Origin of the sequence: Egicoccus halophilus (genome assembly GCF_004300825.1) — a bacterium.
Classification (GTDB): Bacteria; Actinomycetota; Nitriliruptoria; order Nitriliruptorales; family Nitriliruptoraceae; genus Egicoccus; species Egicoccus halophilus.
In genome coordinates, this window is sequence record NZ_CP036250.1 from 3,365,353 (window position 1) to 3,389,604 (window position 24,252).

25 protein-coding genes are annotated in these 24,252 nt (G+C 72.9%); 8 read left to right on the forward strand and 17 right to left on the reverse strand.

What is annotated here, in order from left to right:
- The 4 genes from ELR47_RS15280 to ELR47_RS15295 form a co-directional block, all read right to left on the reverse strand.
- The gene (locus ELR47_RS15280; RefSeq protein WP_130650665.1) at positions 1-945 is read right to left on the reverse strand and encodes a class I SAM-dependent methyltransferase; all 945 of its coding nucleotides are present in this window, start codon (positions 943-945) and stop codon (positions 1-3) included.
- 88 nt (positions 946-1,033) lie between these two features.
- On the reverse strand, positions 1,034-1,888 hold the full coding sequence (locus tag ELR47_RS15285; RefSeq protein ID WP_130650666.1) for an NAD-dependent epimerase/dehydratase family protein: 855 nt from the start codon (positions 1,886-1,888) through the stop codon (positions 1,034-1,036).
- 251 nt (positions 1,889-2,139) lie between these two features.
- Positions 2,140-2,691: a hypothetical protein gene (locus ELR47_RS15290; RefSeq protein ID WP_130650667.1), complete on the reverse strand. Its 552-nt coding sequence runs from the start codon at positions 2,689-2,691 to the stop codon at positions 2,140-2,142.
- Between the two features lie 211 nt (positions 2,692-2,902).
- A complete protein-coding gene (locus tag ELR47_RS15295; protein WP_130650668.1) occupies positions 2,903-3,685 on the reverse strand; it encodes an enoyl-CoA hydratase/isomerase family protein in 783 nt (260 codons plus the stop codon).
- A gap of 222 nt (positions 3,686-3,907) precedes the next feature.
- Here ELR47_RS15295 and ELR47_RS15300 point away from each other — a divergent pair, with 222 nt between their 5' ends.
- From ELR47_RS15300 to ELR47_RS15315, 4 genes are all read left to right on the forward strand, one after another.
- Positions 3,908-4,717: a FadR/GntR family transcriptional regulator gene (locus ELR47_RS15300; protein ID WP_130650669.1), complete on the forward strand. Its 810-nt coding sequence runs from the start codon at positions 3,908-3,910 to the stop codon at positions 4,715-4,717.
- Positions 4,714-6,213: a carboxyl transferase domain-containing protein gene (locus ELR47_RS15305; RefSeq protein WP_130650670.1), complete on the forward strand. Its 1,500-nt coding sequence runs from the start codon at positions 4,714-4,716 to the stop codon at positions 6,211-6,213. Before ELR47_RS15300 ends, ELR47_RS15305 begins: the two co-directional genes overlap by 4 nt.
- A gap of 116 nt (positions 6,214-6,329) precedes the next feature.
- Positions 6,330-7,022, forward strand: coding sequence for a DUF1028 domain-containing protein (locus tag ELR47_RS15310; protein ID WP_130650671.1), 693 nt, complete (start codon positions 6,330-6,332; stop codon positions 7,020-7,022).
- Between the two features lie 40 nt (positions 7,023-7,062).
- A complete protein-coding gene (locus ELR47_RS15315; protein WP_130650672.1) occupies positions 7,063-7,971 on the forward strand; it encodes an SGNH/GDSL hydrolase family protein in 909 nt (302 codons plus the stop codon).
- A gap of 16 nt (positions 7,972-7,987) precedes the next feature.
- On the opposite strand, the gene ELR47_RS15320 is transcribed toward ELR47_RS15315, so the two are convergent.
- Together ELR47_RS15320 and ELR47_RS15325 are read right to left on the reverse strand one after the other, a co-directional pair.
- Positions 7,988-9,193: a vWA domain-containing protein gene (locus ELR47_RS15320; RefSeq protein WP_130650673.1), complete on the reverse strand. Its 1,206-nt coding sequence runs from the start codon at positions 9,191-9,193 to the stop codon at positions 7,988-7,990.
- Positions 9,190-10,068 carry an AAA family ATPase gene (locus ELR47_RS15325; RefSeq protein WP_130650674.1) on the reverse strand — a complete coding sequence of 293 codons (879 nt, stop codon included), beginning with the start codon at positions 10,066-10,068 and terminating at the stop codon, positions 9,190-9,192. Before ELR47_RS15325 ends, ELR47_RS15320 begins: the two co-directional genes overlap by 4 nt.
- Before the next feature lie 81 nt (positions 10,069-10,149).
- Here ELR47_RS15325 and ELR47_RS15330 point away from each other — a divergent pair, with 81 nt between their 5' ends.
- Positions 10,150-10,695 (forward strand): XdhC family protein, encoded by a 546-nt coding sequence (locus ELR47_RS15330; RefSeq protein ID WP_130650675.1) that lies wholly within the window; start codon positions 10,150-10,152, stop codon positions 10,693-10,695.
- 6 nt (positions 10,696-10,701) lie between these two features.
- Here ELR47_RS15330 and deoD read toward each other — a convergent pair whose 3' ends face one another.
- Complete coding sequence (deoD, locus tag ELR47_RS15335; protein WP_229730700.1) at positions 10,702-11,442, reverse strand: purine-nucleoside phosphorylase; 741 nt, start codon at positions 11,440-11,442, stop codon at positions 10,702-10,704.
- A gap of 506 nt (positions 11,443-11,948) precedes the next feature.
- On the opposite strand from deoD, the gene ELR47_RS15345 reads away from it, so the two are divergent.
- On the forward strand, positions 11,949-13,241 hold the full coding sequence (locus ELR47_RS15345; RefSeq protein WP_130650678.1) for a CehA/McbA family metallohydrolase domain-containing protein: 1,293 nt from the start codon (positions 11,949-11,951) through the stop codon (positions 13,239-13,241).
- Positions 13,242-13,320: 79 nt separating this feature from the next.
- Here the strand turns inward: ELR47_RS15345 and ELR47_RS15350 are convergent, their stop codons facing one another.
- From ELR47_RS15350 to arr, 9 genes are all read right to left on the reverse strand, one after another.
- Positions 13,321-13,920 (reverse strand): RNA polymerase sigma factor, encoded by a 600-nt coding sequence (locus ELR47_RS15350; RefSeq protein WP_165404125.1) that lies wholly within the window; start codon positions 13,918-13,920, stop codon positions 13,321-13,323.
- A gap of 194 nt (positions 13,921-14,114) precedes the next feature.
- The gene (locus tag ELR47_RS19185; protein WP_165404126.1) at positions 14,115-14,234 is read right to left on the reverse strand and encodes a DUF2200 domain-containing protein; all 120 of its coding nucleotides are present in this window, start codon (positions 14,232-14,234) and stop codon (positions 14,115-14,117) included.
- Entirely contained in the window at positions 14,212-15,384 is a 1,173-nt protein-coding gene (locus ELR47_RS15355; RefSeq protein WP_130650680.1) for a CaiB/BaiF CoA transferase family protein, read from the reverse strand. Before ELR47_RS15355 ends, ELR47_RS19185 begins: the two co-directional genes overlap by 23 nt.
- A gap of 65 nt (positions 15,385-15,449) precedes the next feature.
- Positions 15,450-15,836: a nuclear transport factor 2 family protein gene (locus ELR47_RS15360; protein WP_130650681.1), complete on the reverse strand. Its 387-nt coding sequence runs from the start codon at positions 15,834-15,836 to the stop codon at positions 15,450-15,452.
- A gap of 181 nt (positions 15,837-16,017) precedes the next feature.
- Positions 16,018-17,913: a hydantoinase B/oxoprolinase family protein gene (locus ELR47_RS15365; protein ID WP_130650682.1), complete on the reverse strand. Its 1,896-nt coding sequence runs from the start codon at positions 17,911-17,913 to the stop codon at positions 16,018-16,020.
- Positions 17,910-20,042, reverse strand: a complete 2,133-nt coding sequence (locus ELR47_RS15370) for a hydantoinase/oxoprolinase family protein (protein ID WP_130650683.1) — start codon at positions 20,040-20,042, stop codon at positions 17,910-17,912. Before ELR47_RS15370 ends, ELR47_RS15365 begins: the two co-directional genes overlap by 4 nt.
- 108 nt (positions 20,043-20,150) lie before the next feature.
- Positions 20,151-20,552 carry a hypothetical protein gene (locus tag ELR47_RS15375; RefSeq protein WP_130650684.1) on the reverse strand — a complete coding sequence of 134 codons (402 nt, stop codon included), beginning with the start codon at positions 20,550-20,552 and terminating at the stop codon, positions 20,151-20,153.
- Positions 20,553-20,712: 160 nt separating this feature from the next.
- Positions 20,713-22,182, reverse strand: a complete 1,470-nt coding sequence (locus tag ELR47_RS15380; protein WP_130650685.1) for a GerMN domain-containing protein — start codon at positions 22,180-22,182, stop codon at positions 20,713-20,715.
- Between the two features lie 25 nt (positions 22,183-22,207).
- Positions 22,208-22,714: an NAD(+)--rifampin ADP-ribosyltransferase gene (gene arr / locus ELR47_RS15385; RefSeq protein WP_130650686.1), complete on the reverse strand. Its 507-nt coding sequence runs from the start codon at positions 22,712-22,714 to the stop codon at positions 22,208-22,210.
- Between the two features lie 80 nt (positions 22,715-22,794).
- Here arr and ELR47_RS15390 point away from each other — a divergent pair, with 80 nt between their 5' ends.
- Positions 22,795-23,346, forward strand: coding sequence for a TetR/AcrR family transcriptional regulator (locus ELR47_RS15390; protein WP_130650687.1), 552 nt, complete (start codon positions 22,795-22,797; stop codon positions 23,344-23,346).
- Positions 23,347-23,456: 110 nt separating this feature from the next.
- Here ELR47_RS15390 and ELR47_RS15395 read toward each other — a convergent pair whose 3' ends face one another.
- Positions 23,457-23,894 (reverse strand): VOC family protein, encoded by a 438-nt coding sequence (locus ELR47_RS15395; RefSeq protein ID WP_130650688.1) that lies wholly within the window; start codon positions 23,892-23,894, stop codon positions 23,457-23,459.
- On the opposite strand from ELR47_RS15395, the gene ELR47_RS15400 reads away from it, so the two are divergent.
- Complete coding sequence (locus ELR47_RS15400; RefSeq protein WP_130650689.1) at positions 23,886-24,242, forward strand: hypothetical protein; 357 nt, start codon at positions 23,886-23,888, stop codon at positions 24,240-24,242. The genes ELR47_RS15395 and ELR47_RS15400 overlap by 9 nt on opposite strands.
- Positions 24,243-24,252 lie beyond the last annotated feature (10 nt).

A 24,252-nucleotide genomic window follows, 5' to 3' on the forward strand; every position in this document is an offset into this window, starting at 1 on the left:
TCACTTCCGGGCGTGCAGGATCAGGTTGTAGAAGATGTCGCGGGGGACGAACCGCGCGAGCACCTCGTCGTCGAAGCGGTGCAGCCGGTTGTAGGCGTGGAAGGCGCCGAACGCCCACCGCATGCCGAGCACGCCGGGGCGGATCGCCCCCTCGATCGTGCGTACGGCCCACCCGACCCAGTTGGCGGTCAGCTCCTCGGTGACCACGCGGGCTTCGGTGAACCCGGCCAGCCGCGCCATCTTCTCCACGTCGCCGGGACGGAAGGTGTGCAGGTCGACCTCGTGCTCCAGGCCGGCGAGCACGGCGTCCTCGACGCTGCCGCCGGACTCGACGATGCCGGGCTTGCGGTACCTCGTCAGGCCGGGCAGCGCCGTGACGGCCCGGAACGCCCGGTAGGTGTTGCGCTTGACGATCCAGGACAGCTTGTCGCCGAGCTCGGTCGGCTCACCGGCGATCACGAGCGTGCCACCGGGCTTGAGGACGCGGTGCATCTCGCGGATGGCGATGCCGGGCACCGGCAGGTGGTGGATGAACGCGTGTCCGATGACGAGGTCGAAGCTGTCGTCGTCGTAGGGCAGCGCCTCGGCGTCGCCCTGCCGGGTGGCGATCGACAGTCCGTGCTCGGCGCCGTTGCGTCGGCAGACCTCGAGCATCCCCTCGGAGATGTCGGTCGCCTCGAGCGTGGCGTCGCCGAGGCAGTCACCCAGCGCCAGGTTGATCAGGAAGAAGCCGGTGCCAGCGCCGACCTCGAGGACCCGGTGGAACACCGCGCCGTCGGGCACCACCTTGCGGAAGCGGTCGCGCGCGTAGTCGATGCAGCGCTCGTCGTACGAGATGGAGAACTTCTCCTCGTACGTCTTGGCCTCCCAGTCGTGGTAGGCCTCCTGCTTCTGCTTGATGTCCATCGTGGCCGTGTCGGGCACGGCGTGCAGTTCGGCGGGCAAGGCGGCCTCCTGGCGCAGACGAGCGCGGCGAGCCGCAGACGGTAGCGCCGACGGCTCGCCTGCCCCGGTCGGGAGCGACACGAACCCCTCAGGAGGTGCGCCAGGAGTACACGGGCTCGTAGCCGAGGACCCGACGGGCCTTGCCGATGTCCATCAGCGTCTCGGTGCCGGACACCTCGCGGCGCCAGGGCACGTCGGGGAACACCTCGGCCGCCAGATCGGCGCTCGGGCGGGTCATCACGGTGTCGGCGTTGGCGATGACGAACACCTCGCTGCCGGTGCCGTCGTGCTGCAGCGCCCGACGCACCGCCTGCGCGCCGTCACGGGCGTCGATGTAGGACCACAGGTTCCAGCGTCGTGCCGTCGGGTCGTCCTGCCAGGACGGGAAGGCCGCGTAGTCCTCGGGAGCCATCACGTTGGAGAACCGCAGGCCGTACATCTTCAGCTGCGGGTCCCAGCGACAGAACTGGGCGGCCATCTGCTCCTCGAGCGTCTTGACCAGCGAGTAGGTCGACTCGGGGCGCGGGGCGTACTCCTCGTCGATCGGCAGGTACGGCGGTGGGGCCTCGAACGGCAGCCCCAGCACCGTCTCGCTCGAGGCCCACACGACGTTGCGGATCCCGGCGGACCGGGCGGCCGAGAACACGTGGTGGGTCGCCAGGGCGTTGTTGGCGAACGTGGCCGTGTTGGTCGCCAGACCCGGCGCCGGGATCGCGGCGAGGTGGACCACGCCGTCGAGGCCGCCGTGCCGCTCGTCGATGCCGCGCATGGCCTCGAACACCTGACCACCGTCGGTGAGGTCGATGCGGGTGAACGGCGCGACCGGGTCCGCTGGCGGCTGCCGGTCGAGGTTCACCACGTCGTGACCGTGCTCGACGAGGTCCCGGACGACGGCCCGACCGAGCTTGCCGCTCCCGCCCGTCACCACGATGTGTCCCGCCATGCTGGTCCCTCCGGGGTCGTCGAAACGTCACCGGACCCTAGGCCGTGCGACCGGCTCGTCGACGTGCCGTGGTGGCCGGTGGCCTCCCGGTCCGAAGCGCCCGCGGCGCGGGTGCAGGCAGCGAGGGCCGGTGGCGGATGCCACCGGCCCTCGTGCGACCCCACCCCTGCGGAGCTTGCCGATCTGCGGAGCTTGCCGATCTGGGGAGCTTGCCGATCCGTCGTGTGCGGAGACGTCGGGTGGTGCAGGTGTCAGGCGAAGGCGACCGCGTCGCGGCGCAGCTTGAGCACGACCAGCCCGAGCCCGACCAGGGTCAGCCCGACCACGAACGCGAAGGCCGAGAAGGCGTAGGACAGGATCCCCAGGGCCAGCACGCTGGTCAGGCTGGTCGCGGTGATCCAGGACATCCGGGCCTCGTTGGGCACCATGACCGGCTCGCCGGCCTCGTCGAGCACGACCTCACCGGTGGCCTCGTCGATCTGGGGGACGACCCGTTCCATCTCGGCGTAGCGCAGCCCGTCGGTGCCCGCGAGCTGGTGGGAGGTGATGATGTCGGACTGGACCCACATCGAGATCGGGCCACGCACGTCGATGCCGGGGATGACCGCGTCGTCGGGGGTGACGATGTTCTCCACCGCGGCGGTCTGGTAGGTGTAGATCGCCCCGCCGATGCCGCCCAGCGCGGAGAACGCGCCGACCACGATCGCGCCGATCGCGACGATGGTGAACAGCAGGTTCGGGCGCAGCTTCAGCTCGACCGGTGGGGCGGTGCCGGTACGGGGTTCGGTGACCTGGGTGCTCATCGTGGGCCTCTTTCGGTGGCCGTGGCACCGTTTCTGGTGGGGTGCCGTTGACAGCAAGTGTCGACCACCCCCGGGTGTGCCGCTCCAGGCACACGACCCGTGCTTGCCCGCCGCAGGTCCCGACCTGACCGGGACCCTCGACCCGACGTCCCGCCCGACCCACCGACCGTGCGCCGGCGGTCGCGGCCTCGGCGGGACGGTGCATGGAGCGTCAGCGGCCGGTGAAGTCGGCCTTGCCGGGACCGTGCTCCAGGAACGACGCGATGCCGATGCGGGCGTCGTCGGTGCCGAAGGCCTCGGCGAACAGCGACTGCTCGAGGCGCAGGCCCTGGTCGAGCGACTGCTCGGTGCCCTCCTCGACGGCCTGCTTGATCAGGCGCAGGGCGAACGGACCGGCGGCATAGCGGGCGGCCACCTCGACGGCACGGTCGTAGACGTCGTCGGCCGGGTGCACCTCGTCGACCAGGCCGATGCGCAGGGCCTCGTCCATGGCGACCATGCGACCGGAGTACAGCAGTTCCTTGGCCCGTGACAGGCCGACCAGGCGGGGCAGGCGCTGCGTGCCGCCGGCGCCCGGCGTCAGACCGAGCAGCACCTCGGGCTGGCCCAGCTTGGCGTTGTCGGCGGCGAAGCGGAAGTCACAGGCGAGCGCGACCTCGCAGCCGCCACCGAGCGCGTAGCCGTTGACGACGGCGATGGTCGCCATCGGCACCCGCGCCAGGGTGTCGAGCGAGCGCTGCAACACCCCGCCGACCGCTCTCATGGCCTGGTAGTCGACGCTCGGGAAGTCCTTGATGTCGGCCCCGGCGGCGAAGACCTTCGGTCCGCCCCAGACGACCACGGCGCCGACCTCGGGGTGGTCGGCGGCTTCCTGGGCGCACTGACCGATCTCGAGCCAGACCTGGTTCGAGATCGCGTTCATCGGCGGTCGGTCGAGCCGGATGGTGCCGACGCGACGCTCGGCGTCCACCTCGAGACGGACGAATTCTCCCACAGACGCGCTCCCGTGCCGGTTGGCACCGAGCCTAGCCAGACCGGCTCGTGCTCCCGGCAGCGGGACGGTTTCCGTTCCACCGCCCCCAATGGCATACTGGTCCAGTCACTGAACCACTTTGACGCGCGTGTCAGGTTCCGGTCCGCGCGTCGACGGCCGCCCGCCACCCCCGGGACGCCGGACTCGAGCCACCGACCCAGACACCGAACCCGAGACGCCCCCATGACCGTGGAACCCGGCACCGCCGCCACGCCGGCCCTGCGCCCGCTGCTGCGCGCCCCGCTGTACGAGGCGATCGCCGAGCGGCTGCTGTCCCACGTCGTGCAGTCGGACCTGCGCGAGGGCGACAAGCTGCCGGGCGAACGTGAGCTGGCCCGTCGCCTCGGCGTGTCGCGCACCACCGTCCGACAGGCGATCGTGGCGTTGCAGACCCAGGGCATCGTCGAGGTGCGCCACGGCGGTGGCACCTTCCTGCGTCGGCTCGACCCGACCTCCGGGCCGCTCGCGAAGGTGCTCGACCGCCGCAACCGGCTGCCGGCCGTCCTCGAGGCCCGCCGCACCCTGGAGATCCCGATCGCGGCCCTGGCCGCCGAGCGCCGCGACGCCGGCGACCTCGCCGCGATCGAGGCCGGGCTGCGACTGATGCGCGACGAGGTGGCGGCCGGGGAGATCGGCCTCGAGGGCGACGGGGCGTTCCACGGTGCGGTCACGGCCGCCGCGCACAACCCCGTGCTCACCGAACTCATGGACCGGCTGCACGAGTCCATCGCCGAGACCCGCAGCGAGTCACTGTCCCAACAGGACCGTCCGCCACGCTCGCTGGCCGACCACGAGGCCATCGCGGCCGCGATCGTCGCCGGGGACCCGCCGGCCGCCGCCGAGGCGATGCGCGCCCATCTCGACCACGTCGCCGACCTTCGCCTGTTCCAGATCTACCCGGCGGCCGACACCTTCGACCAGGAGCCCGTGCCCGACGGCTCCGCACCCGACCGGCGTCGCCGTCTGCGCGCCGCCGAGGAGGACGCCCGATGAGCACCATGGCCCACCCGGCCCCGCCGCGGACGCTCCGACGCGCGGACCTGCGTCCGCTGCCGCCGCTGGCCGACGTCCCGGCGCGGCCGACGCGCACGCCGGATCCGTTGGCCTTCCCCGGCTACGCGGACCGGCTGGCCCGGCTCGACGCGGGCGCGGAGTCGGTCACCGTCGGCCTCACCCGCCTCGGCGGGCACGAGGTCGTGGTCGCCATGGGCCGCTTCGACGTGCTCGGCGGCTCGATGGGGCAGGTCCACGGGGACCGGGTGGCCCGCGCCATGGCCGTCGCCCTGGAGCGACGCCTGCCGTTCGTGGCCGTCACCGCCTCCGGTGGCGCCCGCATGCAGGAAGGCATGCACTCGCTGGTGCAGATGGCCCGCGCCAGCGAGGGGGTCCGGCGGCTGCGCGAGGCCGGCGTTCCCGTGCTCGCGCACTTCACCCACCCGACGACCGGTGGGGTGCACGCCTCGTACGGGGCGCTCGCCGACGTCGTCGTCGCCGACGCGGGCGCGACGGTCGGCTTCGCCGGCCCGCGCGTGGTCGAGGCGTTCACGGGCGTCCCGGTCGGCGAGGACAGCCACACCGCCGAGGCCGCCCACGGTGCCGGTCTGGTCGACGAGGTGACCGACGAGGGCGACGCGCTCGACCGGCTCGCCGCCTGGGTCGACCTGCTGCACCCGGCCGTGCGCGACGGTGCGCTGCCGCGGGCGGACCACGTCGAGGAACCGGTCGTCGAGCACGACGCCTGGCAGGCCGTGCGCGCCGCCCGCCGCACCGACCGTCCCTCGGCCCGTGACCTGCTCGCGACCGTGTTCGACGCCTCCCGCGAACTGCACGGCGACCGGGCCGGTGAGGACGACCCCGCGGTCGTCACGGCCGTCGCGAGGCTCGGGCAGCGCCGGGTGGTGGTGGTCGGGTTCGACCGCCGTGGCGTCGCCGCCGTCGACGGGCGCCGGCCGGGGCAACCGACCGCCGCCGGGTTCCGCAAGCTGCGCCGCGCCGCCGAGCTCGCCCGCCGCTTCGGGCTGCCGTTGGTGAGCCTGGTCGACACGCCGGGCGCCGACCCCTCCCCCGCCTCGGACACCGCCGGCCTCGCCGCGGCGATCGCGGAGACGTTCGTCGCCGTGCTGTCGGTCGACGCGCCGACCGTGGCGGTCGTCACCGGTGAGGGCGGCTCGGGTGGGGCGCTCGCCATCGCCGCGAGCGACCGGCTGCTGATGCAGGACGATGCGGTGTTCGAGGTGATCGCGCCCGAGGGGGCCGCCTCGATCCTGCACCGCGACCCGACCCGCGCCGAGGAGGTCGCACCGCTGCTGCGCCCGACCGCGTCCGCACTGCGCCGACACGGCATCTGCGACCGGGTCGTGCCCGGACCGACGACGTTCGATCCGCACACGGCAGCCACCGCCCTGCGCGCCGAGCTGGCCGCGACCCTCGACGAGCTCGACCGTGATCCCGACCGCCTCGCCGCCCGCCGCCGCCGCTACGGGGTCTGACGGACAGGCCGGACGGCGTGGCGCTGTCCGAACGACGGCCGCGGACGACAGCGCACGGCCCCTCGGGCCTCGAACGCTGGACGTACCCCGACCGCGCGACGTCAGCCGAGGCACCCGTGACCTTCTCCATCACCGTCCACGACCCCACCACCGGCCAGCTGGCGGTGGGCGCGGTCACCGCCGAGCCCGCCGTCGGCAAACTGGTGTCCCACGCCCGTCGGCGTGCCGGAGCGGTCGCGAGCCAGGCGGCCATGAACCCCTACCTGGGACTCGACGGCCTCGAACTGCTCGAGGCGGGTCGGGCGGCGAAGGAGGCCCTCGACCTGCTGCTGCGCGGTGACCCGGGCCGGGAGGCGCGCCAGGTCGGCGTGGTCGACGCCGAAGGGCGCAGCGCCGCCTGGACCGGCTCGGCCTGCCCGGACTGGTCCGGGCACCTGACGCTCGACCACGTCAGTGTCCAGGGCAATCGGCTGGTCGGTCCGCAGACGCTCGACGCGACCCTGCAGGGCTACCTCGACGCCGACGGTCCCGAGCTCGCCCGTCGCGTGTACGCCGCGTTGGTCGCCGGCGAGAAGACCGGTGCGGACACCGATGGTGCGCTGTCGGCGACGATCCTCGTCGTCGACCGTGAGGAGTACCCGTTGTGGGACGTGCGGGTCGACCACCACGATGCGCCGGTGCAGGAGCTCGACCGGTTGCTCGACGTGTTCGAGGAGCAGCTGCTGCCGACCGTGCGCCGGCTGTCGACCCGCAACGACCCGATGGGGTCGATGACCCGGACGCTGCTGGAGCCGGGCACCGCGTCCTGATCCTGGCCGGTCGGACACCGACGAGGGTTACCGTGGGGACATGACTTCCCTGCGCCGACTGCTCGCTCCCACGGCCGTGCTCGCCCTGCTGCTCGCCGGGTGCGACGACGGATCCGCCGACGACGTCTCGACGACCGACGCGCCGGTACCCGACGCCCCGACCGGCGAGCTCGACGCGCCGGCCGAGGACACCGGCGAGGCGATCGAGGACGACGCCGCCGGCGGTGACGAACCCGACGGCGACGACGACGCGTCCGCGGGGTCCGCCGGCACGATCGACTACGTCGCGCTGGGCGACTCGCTGGCGACCGGGGCGGGTGCCACGACCTCGTACGTCGAGGAGTACGCCGAGCTGGTCCGCGACGACACCGGCGCGGACGTCGAGGTGACCAACTTCGCCGTCGACGGCTGGACCAGCCAGGACCTGCTGTCGTCGCTGCAGGACGACGACGGTGTGCAGGCCGCGCTGGCCGACGCCGACCTGGTCACCCTCGACATCGGCGGCAACGACCTGCTGCGGGTGCTGCCGACCTACCTGTCGGGCAACTGCGGCGGGGAGGACGAGCTCGCCTGTCTGCGCGACGCGGCCGAGCGGTTCGCCGAGCGCTTCGACGACATCCTCGACGAGGTCGCGGCCCTGGTCGGCGACGACACCGACGTGCGAACCCTCGATCTGTACGTCCCCTTCGCCGGCGACCCGCGGGTCGGCGAGCACCTCGACCGGCTGCGTCCGACCCTCGACGAGGTCAACGAGACCATCCTGCGGGCGGCCGACGCCCGCGGCGTCACCGTGGCCGAGGTCCACGACGCCTTCCACGGCGAGGACGGTCTGACCGACCCGGTCGACGAGGGTCTGATCTCGGTCGACGGGTTGCACCCGAGCAACGACGGGCACCAGCTGATCGCCGAACAGCTCGTCGCGCTCGGACCGGTCACGGTCGCGGGCTGACGCGGCTCGCGTCGGATCAGCGCAGGGTCGCCAGGACGGCCACGAGGTCCTCGAGCGACCCGAGGTCGTGGCCGGGCAGGAACACGTCGAGGTGGGGCAGGGCCGCGGCCATCCCCCGCTGGGTCGGCGTGTAGCGCGGGTCCCCCGCCAGCGGGTTGACCCACACCAGCCGGTGCACGCTGCGGCGCAACCGCCCCACCGACGCGGCCAGCGCCTCGGGCGTGGCGCCACGCTCGAGCCCGTCGGAGCACACCACCGCCACGGCACCTCGCAACAACCCCCGGCGGCCGTGGTCGCGCACCAACCGGTCGAGGCTCGCGCCGATGCGGGTGCCACCGTCCCAGTCGACCACCCGGGCGGCCGCCTCCGCCAGCGCGGCATCGGGGTCGCGGGCGTCCAGCACGTCGGTCAACCGGGTGAGCCGCGTGCCGAACGCGAACACCTCGACCCGCGGTCGGGGACGACGTCGGCCGGCGCCGGCGGCCACGGCCAGCCGCAGCAGGGGCCGCGCGTAGGGCGCCATGGAGCCACTGACGTCGAGCAGCAGCACCAGCGGGCGCGCGCGCTGCCGGCGCACCAGCCGGGCGAACTCGAGCACCTCCCCCTCCAGCGACATCGCCCGGTCGAGCGTGCGGGCGAGGTCGAGGTCCTCGCCGCGGCCGGGACGGCGTCGACGGGTCCGCCGGGCCGGCAGCGCGACCGGCAGGGCCGCCACCAGCCGGTCGACCTCGGCCCGCTCGTCGGGCGCGAGCCGGTCGAACCGCCGATGGCGCAGCCGCTCGTGTGCCATGGCGACGCCACCGGCCCGCAGGTCGTCGTCGGGCGGGTCACCGCCCGCACCGCCCGGTCGGTCCGAGCCCGCCTGCTGCGCCTCCTCCGACGGGTCCACCGGCGTCTCGGCCGGCGAGGAGGACGGTGGCGGTGTCCCGCCGCCACGGAGCACGGCGGTGAACACCCGGTCGTAGACCGGCACGTCACCGGGTCGTGAGCACAGCGTGACCCGGCCGGCCCAGTAGCGGCCGTCGACGTCGTCGGGCGCCACCTCGACCAGCGCACGCGCGCAGGCGGTGACCTGGGCGCCGCCGACCTCGACACCGCCGGTGCGCAGCCCGGCGGCCAGTGCCGCGACGTGGTCCGCGCCGTCGGCGTCGCCCGCAGCGTCGACGCGGGCGGTCTCCCCCGCGTCCCGGGCGCCGGGATCGTCGTCGCCGGCGCGGTTCACCGCGACGCCTCGACCACCTCGGCGAGCACCCTGCGGACCGCGGTCAGGTCGTCGCGGTCCTTGATCACGACGCCGAGGGTGTCGGCGGCCGACGCGACGTCGAGCTCCCCACCGAGGTCGGCGGTGACGCGCGCCCAGTCGACGGTCTCGGCCACCCCGGGCGGCTTGTGCAGGTCCAGTGCCCGCAACCGGGCCACCACGCCGGCGATCCGGTGCGCGAGGGCGTCGGGGACCTCCGGGACCCGCACCCGCACGATCGCGGCCTCCCGTTCGACGTCCGGGTGGTCGATCCAGTGGTACAGGCAACGCCGCCGCAGCGCCTCGGACAGCTCCCGGGTGCGGTTGGAGGTCAGGATCACCGTCGGGGGCTGCGGCGCCCGGATCGTGCCGAGCTCGGGCACGGTGACCTGGAAGTCACTGAGGACCTCGAGCAGGAACGCCTCGAACTCGTCGTCGGCCCGGTCGACCTCGTCGACGAGCAGCACCGCGTCGCGGCCGAGCTCCAACGCGGTCAGCAGCGGCCGCGCCAGCAGGAACCGGCGGGTGTAGAGGGACTGCTCGTGCGCATCGGGCCGCTCACCGGACGCCTCGAGCGCCCGCAGGTGCAGCAACTGGCGCGGATGGTCCCACGCGTAGAGCGCCTGCGAGCGGTCGATCCCCTCGTGGCACTGCAGGCGCACCAGCGTGGCGCCGAACACGTCCGCGACGGCCTTGGCGGCCTCGGTCTTGCCGACCCCGGCGTCCCCCTCGAGCAGCAGCGGCCGGCCGAGCCGACCGGCGAGGTGCAGCGCGGTGGCCAGGCCCCGGTCGGCGAGGTAGGCGCGCTGCGCGAGCGCATCGGCGAGCGCGACCGGACCGTCGGGACGGGCTCGCATCGACACTCCACGGGTCGGGGTCAGGGGCACGCAGTATCGTCGGCCGGACGGTGACACGCGAGCGACCAGGAGGCGGGTGTCATGGCGGACGCGACCGATCGGGCCTGCGAGGTGGCCCACGGTACGGCAGCGGACACCGGCGACATGCCGGAAGCTGCCCGGCGGCTGGTGGCGGTGTACGCCGGCGCGGTCGCGTCCTACCTGCTGCACTGGGGGCGTGAGGTCGGATTCCAGACGGTGCTGCTCGAACCCGACCGGGCGCTGGTCACCCGCGGACACCGGGCGGGTGCGGACGCCGTGCACCACGACCCGTCACAGGTGTCGCTGCACGACGCGGACGTGGTCGTCACCGACCACCACCGCGGCGACCTCGGGGCGGTGATGGCGCCGCTGGTGCGGGCCCGGCCACGCTGGATCGGGATCCTCGGCTCGCCCCGCCACGACGGGCCGCACCACGCCGCGCTCGCCGCGGAAGGCGTCGACGAGGCCCTCATCGCGACGGTCCGGCGGCCCATCGGCCTCGACATCGGCTCGAAGACGCCCGCGGAGATCGCCCTGTCGACGCTCGCCGGGCTGCTCGCCGACCGCAACGGCCGCGCCGGCGGGGTCCACCCCGCCGGCGCGTGAGGCCGCTCAGGCCGTGGCGCGCTCGGCGTCGAGCACCAGGCCGTCGAGCGCGATGCGGACCATGTCGTCGAAGGTGGTCTGGCGCTCGTCGGACGTGGTCGCCTCGCCGCTGCGGATGTGGTCGCTGACGGTGAGCACCGTCAGGGCACGTGCCCCGTTCTCCGCGGCCACGCCGTAGATGCCGGCGGCCTCCATCTCCACGGCCAGCACGCCCATCGCGTTCATCCGGTCGAAGTAGCCGGTGGCGGCCCGCGGGTCGTAGAACAGGTCGCTCGAGTGCACGTTGCCGGCGCGGTAGGGCAACCCGGCGGCCTCCGCGGCCTCGGCGGCCGTGCGCAGCAGGCCGAAGTCGGCCGTCGCGGCGAAGTCGAGGCCGCCGTAGCGGGCGCGGTTGACCTGCGAGTCGGTGCAGGCGCCGACGGCGAGGATCACGTCGCGCAGCTGCACGTGGTCCTGCACGGCCCCGCAGGAGCCGACGCGCACCAGTCGCTTGACCCCGTACTCGGTGATCAGCTCGGAGCTGTAGATCGACGCGGACGGGATCCCCATGCCCGTGCCCATCACCGACACCGGCATGTCCCGGTACGAGCCGGTGTAGCCGAGGACGTTGCGCACCGCGGTGACCTCGCGGGCGTCGTCGAGGTGGTGCTCGGCGATGTGCTTGGCGCGCAACGGGTCTCCCGGGAGCAGGATCGCCTCGGCGAAGTCCCCTGGGGCGGCGCTGATGTGGGGCGTGGGGGTGGGCACGACGGTTCTCGCTTGGTCGGAAGACGCTTCGGCACGGCCCCTCACGCTACTCGCCGGCACCGCAGCGGGCACGGCCCTCGTCGCGGCGTGCGTCGACCCGCCGGTCGCCGCGCGCTCAACCTCCCGTTGCGGACACGTCACCGGGCCGACACCTCCTGGCCGTAGCGTCCGGCAGGTCCCGGGTGCCGGGCAGCGCGGTCTCAGGGGGCGCGCTGCCGGGTGCCCCCAGCGAGAGCCGGAGCGCGTCCGATGTCGCACGTCCATTCCCACGACCACCCGCACCGGGACGGTCACGCCGTCGACCGCCGCACCGTGCTCAAGGCCGGAGCGGCTGCCGCGGCGCTCGCGATGATGCCCGGCACCGCGCTCGCCCGGCCGCTGGACCCGATGGTGGGGACCGACGTCTGTCGCGCCTCGGCGGCCGTCAGCGGGTCGCGCACGCGGACCTGCACAACCACACGCAGCTTTCCGACGCCGCCGGTGACCCGCGCCGGGCGCACACCTCGATGCGCCACGCCGGCCTGGACGTCGCCGCGCTCACCGACCACACGGTCGCCGCCGTCGCGCTGAGCGCCCCGGGCGTGTGCGCGTTCGTCCCCGATCCTCCCTTCGGGCAGACCGACCCCTGCAGCTCCACGCTCGGGATGACCGGCGGGGAATTCGAGCGCACGGCCGAGTACGCCGACGCGGCCGACGACCCGCACCGGTTCACCGCCCTGCGCGGCTTCGAGTGGTCGAGCCCGTACCTCGGTCACATCAACGTCTGGTTCACCCGTGACGTCACCGACCCGCTCGAGACCGGCGGGCTGACCGCCGAGGGTCTCGCCCGTATCGGCATCACCCTCGACGGCCTGCGCGCCCTGCTCGGACCGCTGGCCGACCTGCCGGGCGGCGCGGAACTGCTCGACGCGGTGCGCGACGCCGGACCGGACGGCATGGCCGGCTTCTACGAGTGGCTGCGCCGCTCGCCCTCGTCGGCGCTCGGCGGTGGGGCCGACGGCATCGCCGGCTTCAACCACCCCAACCGTGAACCCGAGGTCTTCGACGCGTTCGCCTACGACGAGCGGGTCCGCGACCGGATGGTCTCCATGGAGATCCTCAACCGCAACGAGGACTACCTGTTCAAGAACTTCGCCCAGGGACTGCCCTCGCCGCTGGTGGCCTGCCTCGACGCCGGCTGGCACGTCGGGCTCACCGGTGTGACCGACGAGCACGGCACCAACTGGGGTGAACCCGACGACAAGGGTCGGACGGGGCTGTGGCTCGACCGGCTGACGCGCGACGGCGTGTTCGCCGCCATGAAGTCGCGCCGCATGTTCGCCACCCGCGAGCGGGGCCTGCGCCTCGACGTCGGCGCGTCCGGCAACACCCGCATGGGCGGCACCGTGCCGGGCAACGCACCGCGCCTCGACCTCGAGATCGACCTCGACTGGGGCGCCGAGCGGGCCGGGATGCCACTCGAGGTCCAGGTGCTGACCTCCGGTGACGAGGTCCCGACGGTGGTGCACACGCAGCGCATCGAGGTGCCCGCGCCGCGCGAGCGCCGACCGATCCGCGTCAGCGCGCCCGTCGACCGTCGCACGACCTCGTGGGCCGTCGTGCGCATCGCCGACCCCAGCCGTCCCAACGCGACACCAGGACCCGCCGGGCACCCGTGCAACGACTACGCGGTGGCCTACGCGAGCCCGTTCTATCTCGCCGGAGCCACACCGCGACGCTCGTCGGGGCCACGTCCCGGCCGGGCGGGCCGTCACCCGTGGGTCGATGGCGAGGCCTTGCTCCGCGGGGTCCACGCCTGAGGTCGAGGTGTCGTAGCGAACGGGGCGAGCGGTCAGACCGCCGCGCGGACCCGGGCGTGCGTCGCAGCGTCCCCGCCGGTCACGCGGCCAGGGCCGGACGCGCTGCGTCGGAAGCGGCTCGGTCGAGCGTGGCGACGTCCGCGTCGGCGACGTAGGCGGCCGCGACGTCGGCGGGCTCGGCGGTCGCGGCACCTTCGCGGCGTGGCGGCCCGGCCAACCGCGCACGCAGGCGGGACAGGCCGCGGGCGGCGCTGGACTTCACCGCACCCCGGCTGGTGCCCATCAGCGCGGCGATCTCGGCCTCGGAGCGGTCCTCGAAGTAGCGCAGGACCAGCACCGTGCGCTGCTGGACCGGCAGCCCGGCCAGGGCGTCCACCAGTGCGTCACGCTGCGCGAGCTGTTCGTCGTGGGCGGTGACGCCCTCGGGCTCGAACAGTCGGGGCAGCAGGTCCCGTTCCCGACCACGCTGCCGGAACCGGTCGGTGGCCGTGTTGACCACGGCCCGGTGCACGTAGGCCCGCGGGTGGTCGATGCCGTCACGCCAGCAGCGGTGGATCCGGGCGAACGCCTCGGCCGTGACGTCCTCGGCGAGGTCGACGTCCCCACCGGTCAGCCGCGTCGCCAGCCGCAACGCGCTGTGGTGGTGGGCGGCGAACACCTCGGCGAACGTCTGCGACACGGGCAGCGGCTCCTGATCTCGGTCGGCGCATCCTGCGCCGCCCGAGCTCCGGGCACATCGGTCCGCGGGTGGGTTCACGCCTCCCCCGACGGGTGGAGTGGCACCCACCTACGGGCGGAGCAGGCGTCCCGCGCAGTGCCTTGCAGGTCCGCATCTCGACGCGTGGGAGCCCGCCCCTCTCGCCTTCGGCGCCGCTAACCGCGCAGGATCTTCGCCATCGCCCTGCCGCGCGCCAGCTCGTCGAGGTAGCGGATCTCGCCCATGATGACGGACGCGCCGGCCGGCGGCACGTCAGCGGCCCTCGTCGCGGTCACCGAGGAGCTCGTCGTCGTGCTGGCCCAGCAGCGGCGGTGGCTCGGGCGGACGGCGGCCGGAACGCGACCAGGCGACCGGCGCACCGGGCAGCGCGAGCTCGCCGGCGCTGGGGTGCGACACACGGTCGATCAGTTGCAGGTGTTCGAGCTGGTCCCAGTCATAGACCTGGTCCATGGAACGGATCCGGCCCGCCGGGACGCCGGCGTCGTTGAACCGGGCCATCCACGTCCCGACCGGGTCGTCGACCAGCACCGCGTTGATCTCGGCCTCGAGCTCGTCCCAGTTGGCCACGCGCTGCCGGTTGGTGGCGTAGCGCTCGTCGTCGACGTCGATCCCGACCAGCGGCGCGAAGCGCTGCCACAGGCCCTCCGAGCCGACCGCGACGTTGACCCACCCGTCGGCGCAGGTGAACGCCCCGTACGGCGCGATCGTCGGGTGCCGGTTGCCGCCCGGCTCCGCGACCTCCCCCGCCAGCGTCCAGCGGGTCCCCTGGAAGGTGTGCACGGCCACCGCGGCGGCGAGCAGCGAGGTGGTGACGCGCTGGCCCTTGCCGGTGCGCTCGCGCTCGTGCAGCGCCGCGACCACGCCGTAGGCCCCGAACATCCCCGACAGGATGTCGGTGATGGGCACGCCCATCTTCGTCGGCTCGCCACCCTTCGGGCCGGTGATGCCCATCAGACCGGCTTCGCCCTGGATGATCTGGTCGAAGCCGGAGCGCTGCCCGTCCGGGCCGCCCTCGCCGAAGCCGGTGATCGAGAGCACGACGAGGCGGTCGTTGAGCTCCTCGAGCGCGTCGCTCCCCAGCCCCAGCCGGTCCATCACGCCGGGCCGGAAGTTCTCGACCAGCACGTCGGCGTCCGCGATCAGCGTGCGCAGTCGGGCCAGGTCGTCCGCGTCCTTGAGGTCGAGCGTGACCGACTGCTTCGACCGGTTGATGGACAGGAAGTAGGCCGACTCGGACTCGTCCTCGCCGACGAACGGCGGCCCCCACCCGCGGGTGTCGTCGCCCGCGCCCGGCCGCTCGACCTTGACGACCTCGGCGCCGGCGTCGGCCAGCATCAGCGTCGCGTACGGGCCCGACAGGGCACGGGAGAGGTCGACGACCCGGATGCCCGCGAGCGGTCCCGCTCCGGTTGCCTGCGCGCTCATGGTCTTCCCGTCCGCCGGTGATGGACGACCGAGCCTAGTGGTCGTCGGCGGGGGGCGGCCCGACGTCAGGTGCCCCACTCCGGCGGCGGGTCGACCCGGCCCTCGGCGACGTTGACGTTCTCGCGCAGCGAACGGCAACGTCCGTCGTCCGCCATCAGCAGCAGCAGGGTGCCCGAGACGGTGACGTCCTCGGCGTCGACGGCCATCCTGGTCCAGAACTCGACCGCGAACCGTCCGTCGACGCCGAACGGTCGTCCCATCCGCACCTCGACGTCCGACTGCCGCGAGGTGACCCGCGTCCAGTACTCGGCCACACCGGCACGACCGACGTTGGGTGCGGCGAACACGTCGTTGCGGTAGGTCGCGTCGTCGGTGAACAGCGAGGACGCGAGCTCGACGTCCGCGCGCTCCCACGCGACCCGATAGTTCTCGACCCAGGTCGCGACGTCCATACCGGCGTCTCCCCCAGCCACACGGCCATGGTGATGGGCGACCGGACACCTGCGGTCCGCGTGCCCGAGGACGCTAGTCGTCCCTGTCCTCGCCGGCTCGGGAAAGCTCGGACGACCTGCGGACGCGGCACGACGCGGCCGGCCGTTCTGCGCCGTCCCCCGACCGCGTACGCGGCGCGGATCAGCGCAGGTCCACCTCGGGGTACGCGGCGCCGTCGGGGTCGAGGGTCGCGTAGCCGGGGCCGCGGTCGAAGAACGTCGCGATCTCGCCGCGTTCCTCGCGCAGCCGGGCACGCAGCGCCACGGTCGCGTCGTGGTCCACCTCGGGGTCGTCGTCGGTGCCGGTCACGACCACGCCGTAGTCGTCGTGTGCACCCTCGCGGCTGACCTTGCCCCACTGCACGTCGCGGCGGACGTGGTCGACGTCGCGTTCGAGCGGGTCGCCCCAGCCACCACCGCCGGTGGTGCGGACGCGGATCACCTCGCCGGCGGCGATCGGCTCGTCGTCGACCAGCCCTTCGAGCTCGCGTTCGTTCGGACCGCCGGGGTCGACGGTGACCTGGAACGGTGCGCCGGCGCGACCGCCGTTGACGCCCCAGCAGGCCAGGATCGAGCGGTCGGCGATCGACATGAACGACGCCGGCTCGAGCATCCGGATCCACTTCTCGTAGCCGAGCCCGCCGCGGTAGGTGCCCGGACCGCCCGAGTCGACCGCGAGGCCGAGCTTCTCGACCCGGAACGGGAAGCGCGACTCGGTGAACTCGGTCGGCAGGTTGCGCGAGTCGGGGACGACGTGGATCGTGTCCTCGCCGTCGGCGTAGTAGCGCCCACCGGACCCGCCGCCGAGCACCTCGCGCATCAGGTACGAGGTGCCGTCGGGCCGCTCGCCGTAGACGCCGGTGTAGCGGATCGTCTCCTGGTCGGCAGGCATGCGCCCGTCGGTGGCCTTGGCGAGGACACCCGCGAGCACGCCCAGCAGGCGCAGGATCACGAACGTGCGGGCGTTGGTCGGCGCCGGGAAGATCGGCGTGAGCAGGGTGCCCGGTTCGGGAAAGCGCATCTCGATCAGGTCGACGATGCCCTCGTTGACGTCGAGCTCGGCCATGCGCTCGGGGGTGTCGGCGAGGTTGCGCAGGATCGGTGCCAGCCACTTCTTGAGGAAGTTGCCGTCCGCGGCGTCGCCGACGTGGTTGATCGGGCCCTTGGCCTGCGGCGAGGTGCCGGTGAAGTCGATGATCAGCCGGGCCTCGTCGGTGTCGCCACCCTCCTTGGTCAGCGTGATCCGCTGCCGGTGCAGCTTGGGCTCGTCGACCCCGTCGTGCTCGGCGTAGTCCTCCCAGACGTAGGTCCCGTCGGGGATCTTCGGCAGGATCTCGCGCCGGTAGGTCTGGGTGTTGTTGGCCACGATCGCGTCGAAGCAGGCCTCGACGACGTCGACGCCGTAGCGCTCGAACAGTTCGCTCAGCCGCCGCGAGCCCATCAGGCACGCCGAGCACTCGGCGTCGAGGTCACCGGCCAGCGACTCGGGCATGCGCGAGTTGCGGGTCATGATCGTCAGCGCCGCCTGGTTGGGCACGCCCTGGTCCCACAGCTTGATCGGCGGGACCATCAGCCCTTCCTCGTAGACGCTGCGGGCACCCGAGGGCATCGAGCCGGGCACGCACCCGCCGATGTCGTCGTGGTGCCCGAAGGCCTGCACGAACGCGACCACCCGCGGCTCGGCGTCGGGGCCGCCGGCGGCGAACACCGGGACGGTGACGCACAGGTCGGGCAGGTGGCCGATGCCACCCTCGGACAGGTAGACGTCGTTGTGGAAGAACACGTCGCCGGGCCGCATGGTGTCCAGCGGGAAGTCGCGGGCGACCGGGTGCACCAGCGCCGAGTACGACCGGCCCGTGAGCTTGCGCAGCTTCGCGTCGTGGATGCCGGCCCGGTAGTCGTGGGCGTCGCGGATCATCGGCGAACGCGAGGTGCGGCCGATCGCGTCCTCGACCTCCTTCTCGATGGAGGCGAGGGTGCCCTGCACGATCTCGAGGACGATCGGGTCCACCGCGGCGGTGGTGTCGGTGGCGCTCATCGGTCGGTGCCCTCCGCTTCCAGCACGAGGTTGGCGAGTTCGTCGACGCGGGCGGTGAAGCCCGGGTGGACCGGCACGGTGGAGCCGAACTCCTCCACGATCGCCGGGCCGACGACGACGTCGCCGGCCAGCAGGTGCTCGCGGGCGTAGACGGGGGTGTCCACGGCGTCCCCGCCGAACACCACCGGGCGCTCGCCGGTGCGTGCCCGTCCCGGGTCGCCGTCGCCGGCTTCGAGCCGTGGCAGCACGGGCCGCTCGATCGGGCCGATCCCGGTGACGCGCAGGTTGACCCACTCGACCGCGTGGCGGTGCCGGTGGGCGCTGCCCTCGTCGCCCGGCGTGGGCCGGTAGGCGTAGCCGTAGAGGCGTTCGTGCTCGTCGTGGAAGGCGTCGACGACGGCGCGCTGGAAGGCGGCGTCGACCGGGCCGTCGGGCGCGGGCACCCGCACCTCGAAGGCCTGGCCGTCGTAGCGCAGGTCGGCGGTGCGCTGGAACCGGTGTGCGTCGGTCGGGAAGCCCTCGCGGTCGAGCGCGTCGGCGGCCCGCGCCTGCAGCGCGCCGTACACCGCCGACAGCTCGTCGCGGTCGAGCGCGTCGTCGCGGACGACGTGGGTCTGCACGTAGTCGTTCTTGACGTCGACGGTGAGCAGCCCGAACGCCGACAGGTTGCCCGGGTCGCGCGGCACGAGAACGGCCGGCAGGCCGAGGATGTCGATCAGTCGGCACACCAGCAGTGGCCCGGACCCACCGAAGGCGGCCATCGGGAAGTCGCGCACGTCCAGGCCGCGCTTGACGGTGACCTGGCGGATTGCGTTGGCCTGGTTCCAGGCCGAGATCTCGAGGATGCCGCGGGCGGCGTCCTGCGGCGACAGCCCGAGCTTGCCGGCCAGCGCCTCGATGCCGGCCTGTGCGGCGTCGCGGTCGAGCGCGATCTCGCCGCCGAGCAGGTGCGGCGGGATGCGACCGAGGTACACGTGTGCGTCGGTGACGGTCGGTTCGGTCCCGCCACGGCCGTAGCACAGCGGTCCCGGGTCGGCGCCCGCCGAGCGTGGCCCGACCTTGAGGGTCCCCTCCGGACCGATCCAGGCGATCGAGCCCCCGCCGGCACCGACGGTGACGATGTCGATCATCGGGATCTTGGACGGGAAGCGGCCGACCGAGCCCTCGGTGGTGAGCGTCGGCTCGCCGCCGAGGACCACGGACACGTCGGTGGAGGTGCCGCCGCCGTCACAGGTCAGCAGGCGGTCGTAGCCGGCCTCGCTGGCGACCAGGGCCGCGCCGAGCGCCCCGGCGGCCGGGCCCGACAGCACCGTCGTGATCGGCTGGTGCACGACCTCGTCGGCGCTGATGACCCCGCCGTTGGACTTCATGACGTAGAACGGCACGTCGCGCCCGTCACCGGTGGCCTCGTCGAGGCGGGCGGCGATGTTGCGCACGTAGCGGGTCACCTTCGGCTTCACGGACGCGTCGACCAGCGTCGTGACGGTGCGCTCGTACTCGCGGTACTCGCGCAGCACCTCGCTGGAGAGCGACACGACCGCGTCGGGGTGCTCCTCGACGAGGATCTCGAGCAGTCGGCGTTCGTGGACGTCGTTGGCGTAGGCGTGCAGCAGGCACACCCCGATGGTGTCGATGCCACGCTTCCGGAACCAGCGGGCCACCGTCCGGGCACCGTCCTCGTCGAACGGGCGGACCTCGCGGCCGGTGTGGTCGAGGCGTCCGCCGACCTCGCGGACCAGGTCGACCGGCACGATCCGGTCCGGCTTGACCCAGAAGTAGCTGTTGCCGTAGCCGTCGGGGACGGACTGGCGGGCGATCTCGAGGATGTGGCGGTACCCCTCGGTGGTGATCAGCCCGACGGTCTCGACCGCGTCCTCGAGCAGCGCGTTGGTCGCCACCGTCGTGCCGTGCGACACGCCGGTGACGTCCTCGCCGCCGGCCTCGAGCAGGCCCAGGACCTTGCGCACGCCGTCGAGGAACCCGACCGAGGGGTCGGCCGGCGTCGACGGCGTCTTGGTGGTGACGATGCGCCCGGTGGCGGACTCGACGGCGACGACGTCGGTGAACGTGCCACCGGTGTCGATGCCGATCCGGATGCCCCGGCGGTGTTCGGCTGCTGTCTCGGCCACGGCTCCCTCACGGTTCGACCCCGCCGGATGCTAACGAGCCCGGGCGGCCCGTCTTCCGGCGAAGTTCGCCGAAGGAACTCCCTTCCTTGGTCAGTTCTACCGAAGAAATCAGGCCGTGACGTTGCCACGACCGGCGGCTGTCGGCTCCCGGTGGCCGCGCACGACCGCGCCCAGCGCGACGGCGAGCAGCGCCAGCAGCAGTGTCCGGCCGACCGCACCCGGCTCGCCCGGAGCGAGCGCGTTCTGCATCACCAGCAGGGCCACGGCGGCCACCGCGCCGACCAGCGCGGCCACCCGCGAGCCGCGCAGCACGGCCGCACCGAGCAGCACGAGCACGGGCCCGAGCAGCACGAGCCCGACGCCGCTCTGCAGCGGGGTCTGCAGCAGCGACCCGACCCCGGGCACGATCATCAACCCGAGCAGCAGGTTGGTCGTCCCGATGGCGACCAACAGCCCACCGCCGACCCACCGCCCCATGCGCTCGTGGGACGCCTCCCCCCGCGTCTGCATGTCCGCTCCCTCCCCGTGCCCGGACCCGCGAAACCGTCGCGCCGCAGGCATCCACCCGCTGACGACTAGTTCCAACGGACGATACGGTCACTGGGCGGCCGGCGCCCGTAGGTGCGTGCGACGGGCGCGCCGGGCGCCACGCGGAGGTCTTGCGCCTGGCCTACGGCCTCGTCTCCGTCTCGCCGGTGGCGATGTCGATCACGACGCGGGTCGGGTCCTCGAACAGCTGCACGCGGTACGGCCGCTGCCCGTCGACACCGATCCAGAAGTCGTGGTGCGCCTCGAAGATGAGGTCGTCGAGCACCTCGACCACGGCAGCGGTCGCCGACGGCTCGACCCGCTCGGGCCCCTCCCGTGGCTCCACCGGCGCGTCCATCGGGTACGCGACGTTGGTCAGCGACACGAACAGGGCCGCGTCACCCGCGAGCTCGACCGGCTGGCCCGAGGCGGACTGCTGCGGTTCGTCGTCGTAGGTGATCCGCCAGCCGGGCGCTCCGTCGCCCTCGATCTCGAAGGTCACCCGGTCGAAGCCGTCGTGCACCCCGACGCGGAGGTCGGTGACGACCAGCCGCGTCCCTTCGCGCTGCTCCGTCGAGGTCTCGGTCGTCCAGGCGTCACCGTCCGGATCGGCGTCGTCCTCGTGGCGGTCGCGGTCTGCGGTCGCCTCTGGCGGAACGCGCTGGAGCCACCCATAGAACTCCTCGACGTCACCCTCGAGGCTGTAGACCGCATCATCGACCGTCGAGAACTGCGTGGACGTGGCGTCCAGGGAATCGAGCAGCAGCGTCGACCCGGTCGAGGAGGACGCGCCGGGGATCACGTCGCGCAGCTCCGCATCGAACGAGACGTGCGCCGATCCATCCTCGAGCGTGACCTCGTGCAGCATTCCGGCGGTCTCGTCGGAGAACAGACTGCGGTAGCCCTCCGACACCTCGTCCTCGGTCGGCCCGGCGAGGAGTTCCTCGATCGCGCCCGTCAACACGTCCGGTCCCTCGACCTCACGAGGCACCGAGAAGACGGCCGGTTCCACGTCCCGGTCGTGGTTTGCGAAGTACACCTCGACGCTCGCCAGGTCCGCATCGTCGCCGTCCGCTGGCGGGTCCTCCGACGTGGCCCGGCTGGTGCCCTCCTCCGACGGGTCGCCATCGCCCGGCTCGTCGTCCACATCGTCGGCCTGCGGGCTTCCTTCGTCGGAGGGCTCGGGATCGGCGCTCTCGAGGCTCCCGTCGTCGTCGGTGGATCGACCGTCGTCGGCATCGGCGTCGGTGGCCGGCTGATCGCTCGATTCGTCGCCGCTCGATCCGTCGCCGTCGGCCGACCCGTTCGACTCGCTGGTGCCCGTCGAGGATCCCGCACCGTCCGGCTGGCCGTCCCCGGTCTCGCATCCGCCCAGAACGAGCGCGGCCGCGGCCAGCACAGCGGTGGCCCGGCGGACATTGCGGGCAGCAGCGATGTCGGTTCCTTCCGACCCAGGCACGACGGCGGAGACGACGCTATGGGGCCGCATCGGTACGGGAGGCGCAGCCCGTAGGCAGTCGACCACCGTGCCGGGGACCACGGCCGTGCGCCCGTCGTCGCCAAGGCCGTGATGGTGTTCGGTGACGGCGACGCCAGAGCCGCACCCCACCACGACCTCGCCTGTCGCCGATCCGGTGTCAGTCCTCGATCACGTCGAGTCCCTGGGCGCGGAGCCGGGCGATGTGCTCGAGCATGCCCTGCACCGCGTCCGGCGGGTGGCGCTCCCAGTCGTGCACCTCGCCGAGGACGAGCATCGGGTGCCGCGTCCGGTAGGAACGCGTGACGTTGCCGGGGAACCGCTTGTTGGTGACGTTGGGGTCGTCCTCGAAGGGGCCGGTGGGTTCGACGACGTAGATGCGGCCCCGCCCACCGTCCCCGGAGAGCGCCGTGGCCAGTTCGGCTCCCCAGATGGCCGCTTCGAGCAGCCCCGCGAAGTAGACGTGGTTCGAGACCCGACCCTCGTGGTAGTTCGAGGGATGGCCCGGGACGAGTTCGTCACCGACCTCGAAGATCCCCCTGGTCCCGTGGAAGAACGGCCCTTCGACGTGATCGCAGCGGTCGACCGTCACCGGGACGTAGGCCGCGCCGGTCGAGCTCTCGACGGACTCGGTGACGGACGTCGTGGGGCGCTGCCGTTCGCTCATGTTGCCCTTCCCGGGCGACCCCCCATAGGTGGAGGAATATACTCCGTTTCATTCGTGACGGCGACGGAGGAGATGCGCCGATGCGGGCCGACGCACGAAGGAACCGGCGACGACTCCTCGACGGTGCCGTCGAGCTCATACTCGAGCTCGGTGGCGAGCCGTCCAGAGATGCGATCGCCCAGCGGGCCGAGGTCGGCATCGGCACGCTCTACCGGCACTTCCCGGATCAGCAGGCGCTGCTGCGTGCCGTGGTCCTCGACGTGCTCGACCGCACGGTCCACCTCGGCGAGACCGCACTCGCCGAGTCGAAGGACGGTCGCGAAGCCCTCCGCCGCTACCTGCACGGCGCCATCGACACCGGCCTCGGCGTCGTGAACGTCATCTATCCGATGCTCGACGGCACGGACTGGCCCGAACAGCGCTCAGCCGCTGCCGAGGCGCTCGAGCGACTGACCGAAGCGGCCCGGCGCGACGGAGCGATCGGACGGGAGGTCGGCGCCGGCGACATCGCCATCGCCTCCATCCGGTTCTGCCGGCCGTTGGCACTCGGTCTCGACCCTGCCGAGGAACGAGCGATCGCCCACCGGCACCTCGACACCTACCTCGACGGGCTCGCCGTCGACGCTGCCTGACCGGGAACGGCAACGGGGCTCGAGGTGGCCGCACCACAGCCGCGACTTCGAGCGCTGGCGCGCTGACCCGAGCCCGCGCACCGCCGGCGAGGTCACACCGAGGCCCCGTGTCAGGCTCCCGCACCGAAGTCGGGGATCGTGATGGAACCGTCGTCGTCGAGAGCGAACCCGGGGTTGTACGCGATCTCCCAGACGTGGCCGTCGAGGTCGGCGAAGCAGCCCGCGTACCCACCGTAGAACGTCTCGGCCGGATGCCGGGTGATCGTGGCTCCCGCGTCCGCGGCGGCGGTGACGACGGCATCGACCTCCGCTGGTGAACGAACGTTGTGCGCGAGCGCGATGCCGCCGAAGCCATCGGCTCCGGTGTCCTCGACACCCGAGTCCGCGGCGAGCTTGTCGCGACCCCACAGGACGAGGCCGATGGCGCCCGCCTGGAAGAAGACGGTCTCCTCGACCTCCTGGCCGCGCCATCCCAGCTGCTCGTAGAAGTGGCGTGCGCGGCCGAGGTCAGCGACACCGAGCGTCACGAGGCTCAACCGTTGTTCCATCGCGGGGCTCCTGGTGGGTGCCGGACCGAACCTAGGGTTCCGCATCGACTGCGGAGCGGCCCACTGCACTGGCTGCACTGGCTGCACTGGCTGCACTGGCTGCACTGGCTGCACTGGCTGCACTGGCTGCACTGGCTGCACTGGCTGCACTGGCTGCACTGGCTGCACTGGCTGCACTGGCTGCACTGGCTGCACTGGCTGCACTGGCTGCACTGGCTGCACTGGCTGCACTGGCTGCACTGGGAGACCTTCTACAACTGTTGCAGAATCCACGAACCAAGCTTCGTGCGTCTGGTGCTCGCGCGCGCAACCCACCTGAAATTTCGCTGTTTGGCAGCTGAGAGGTAACTGAAGGCGG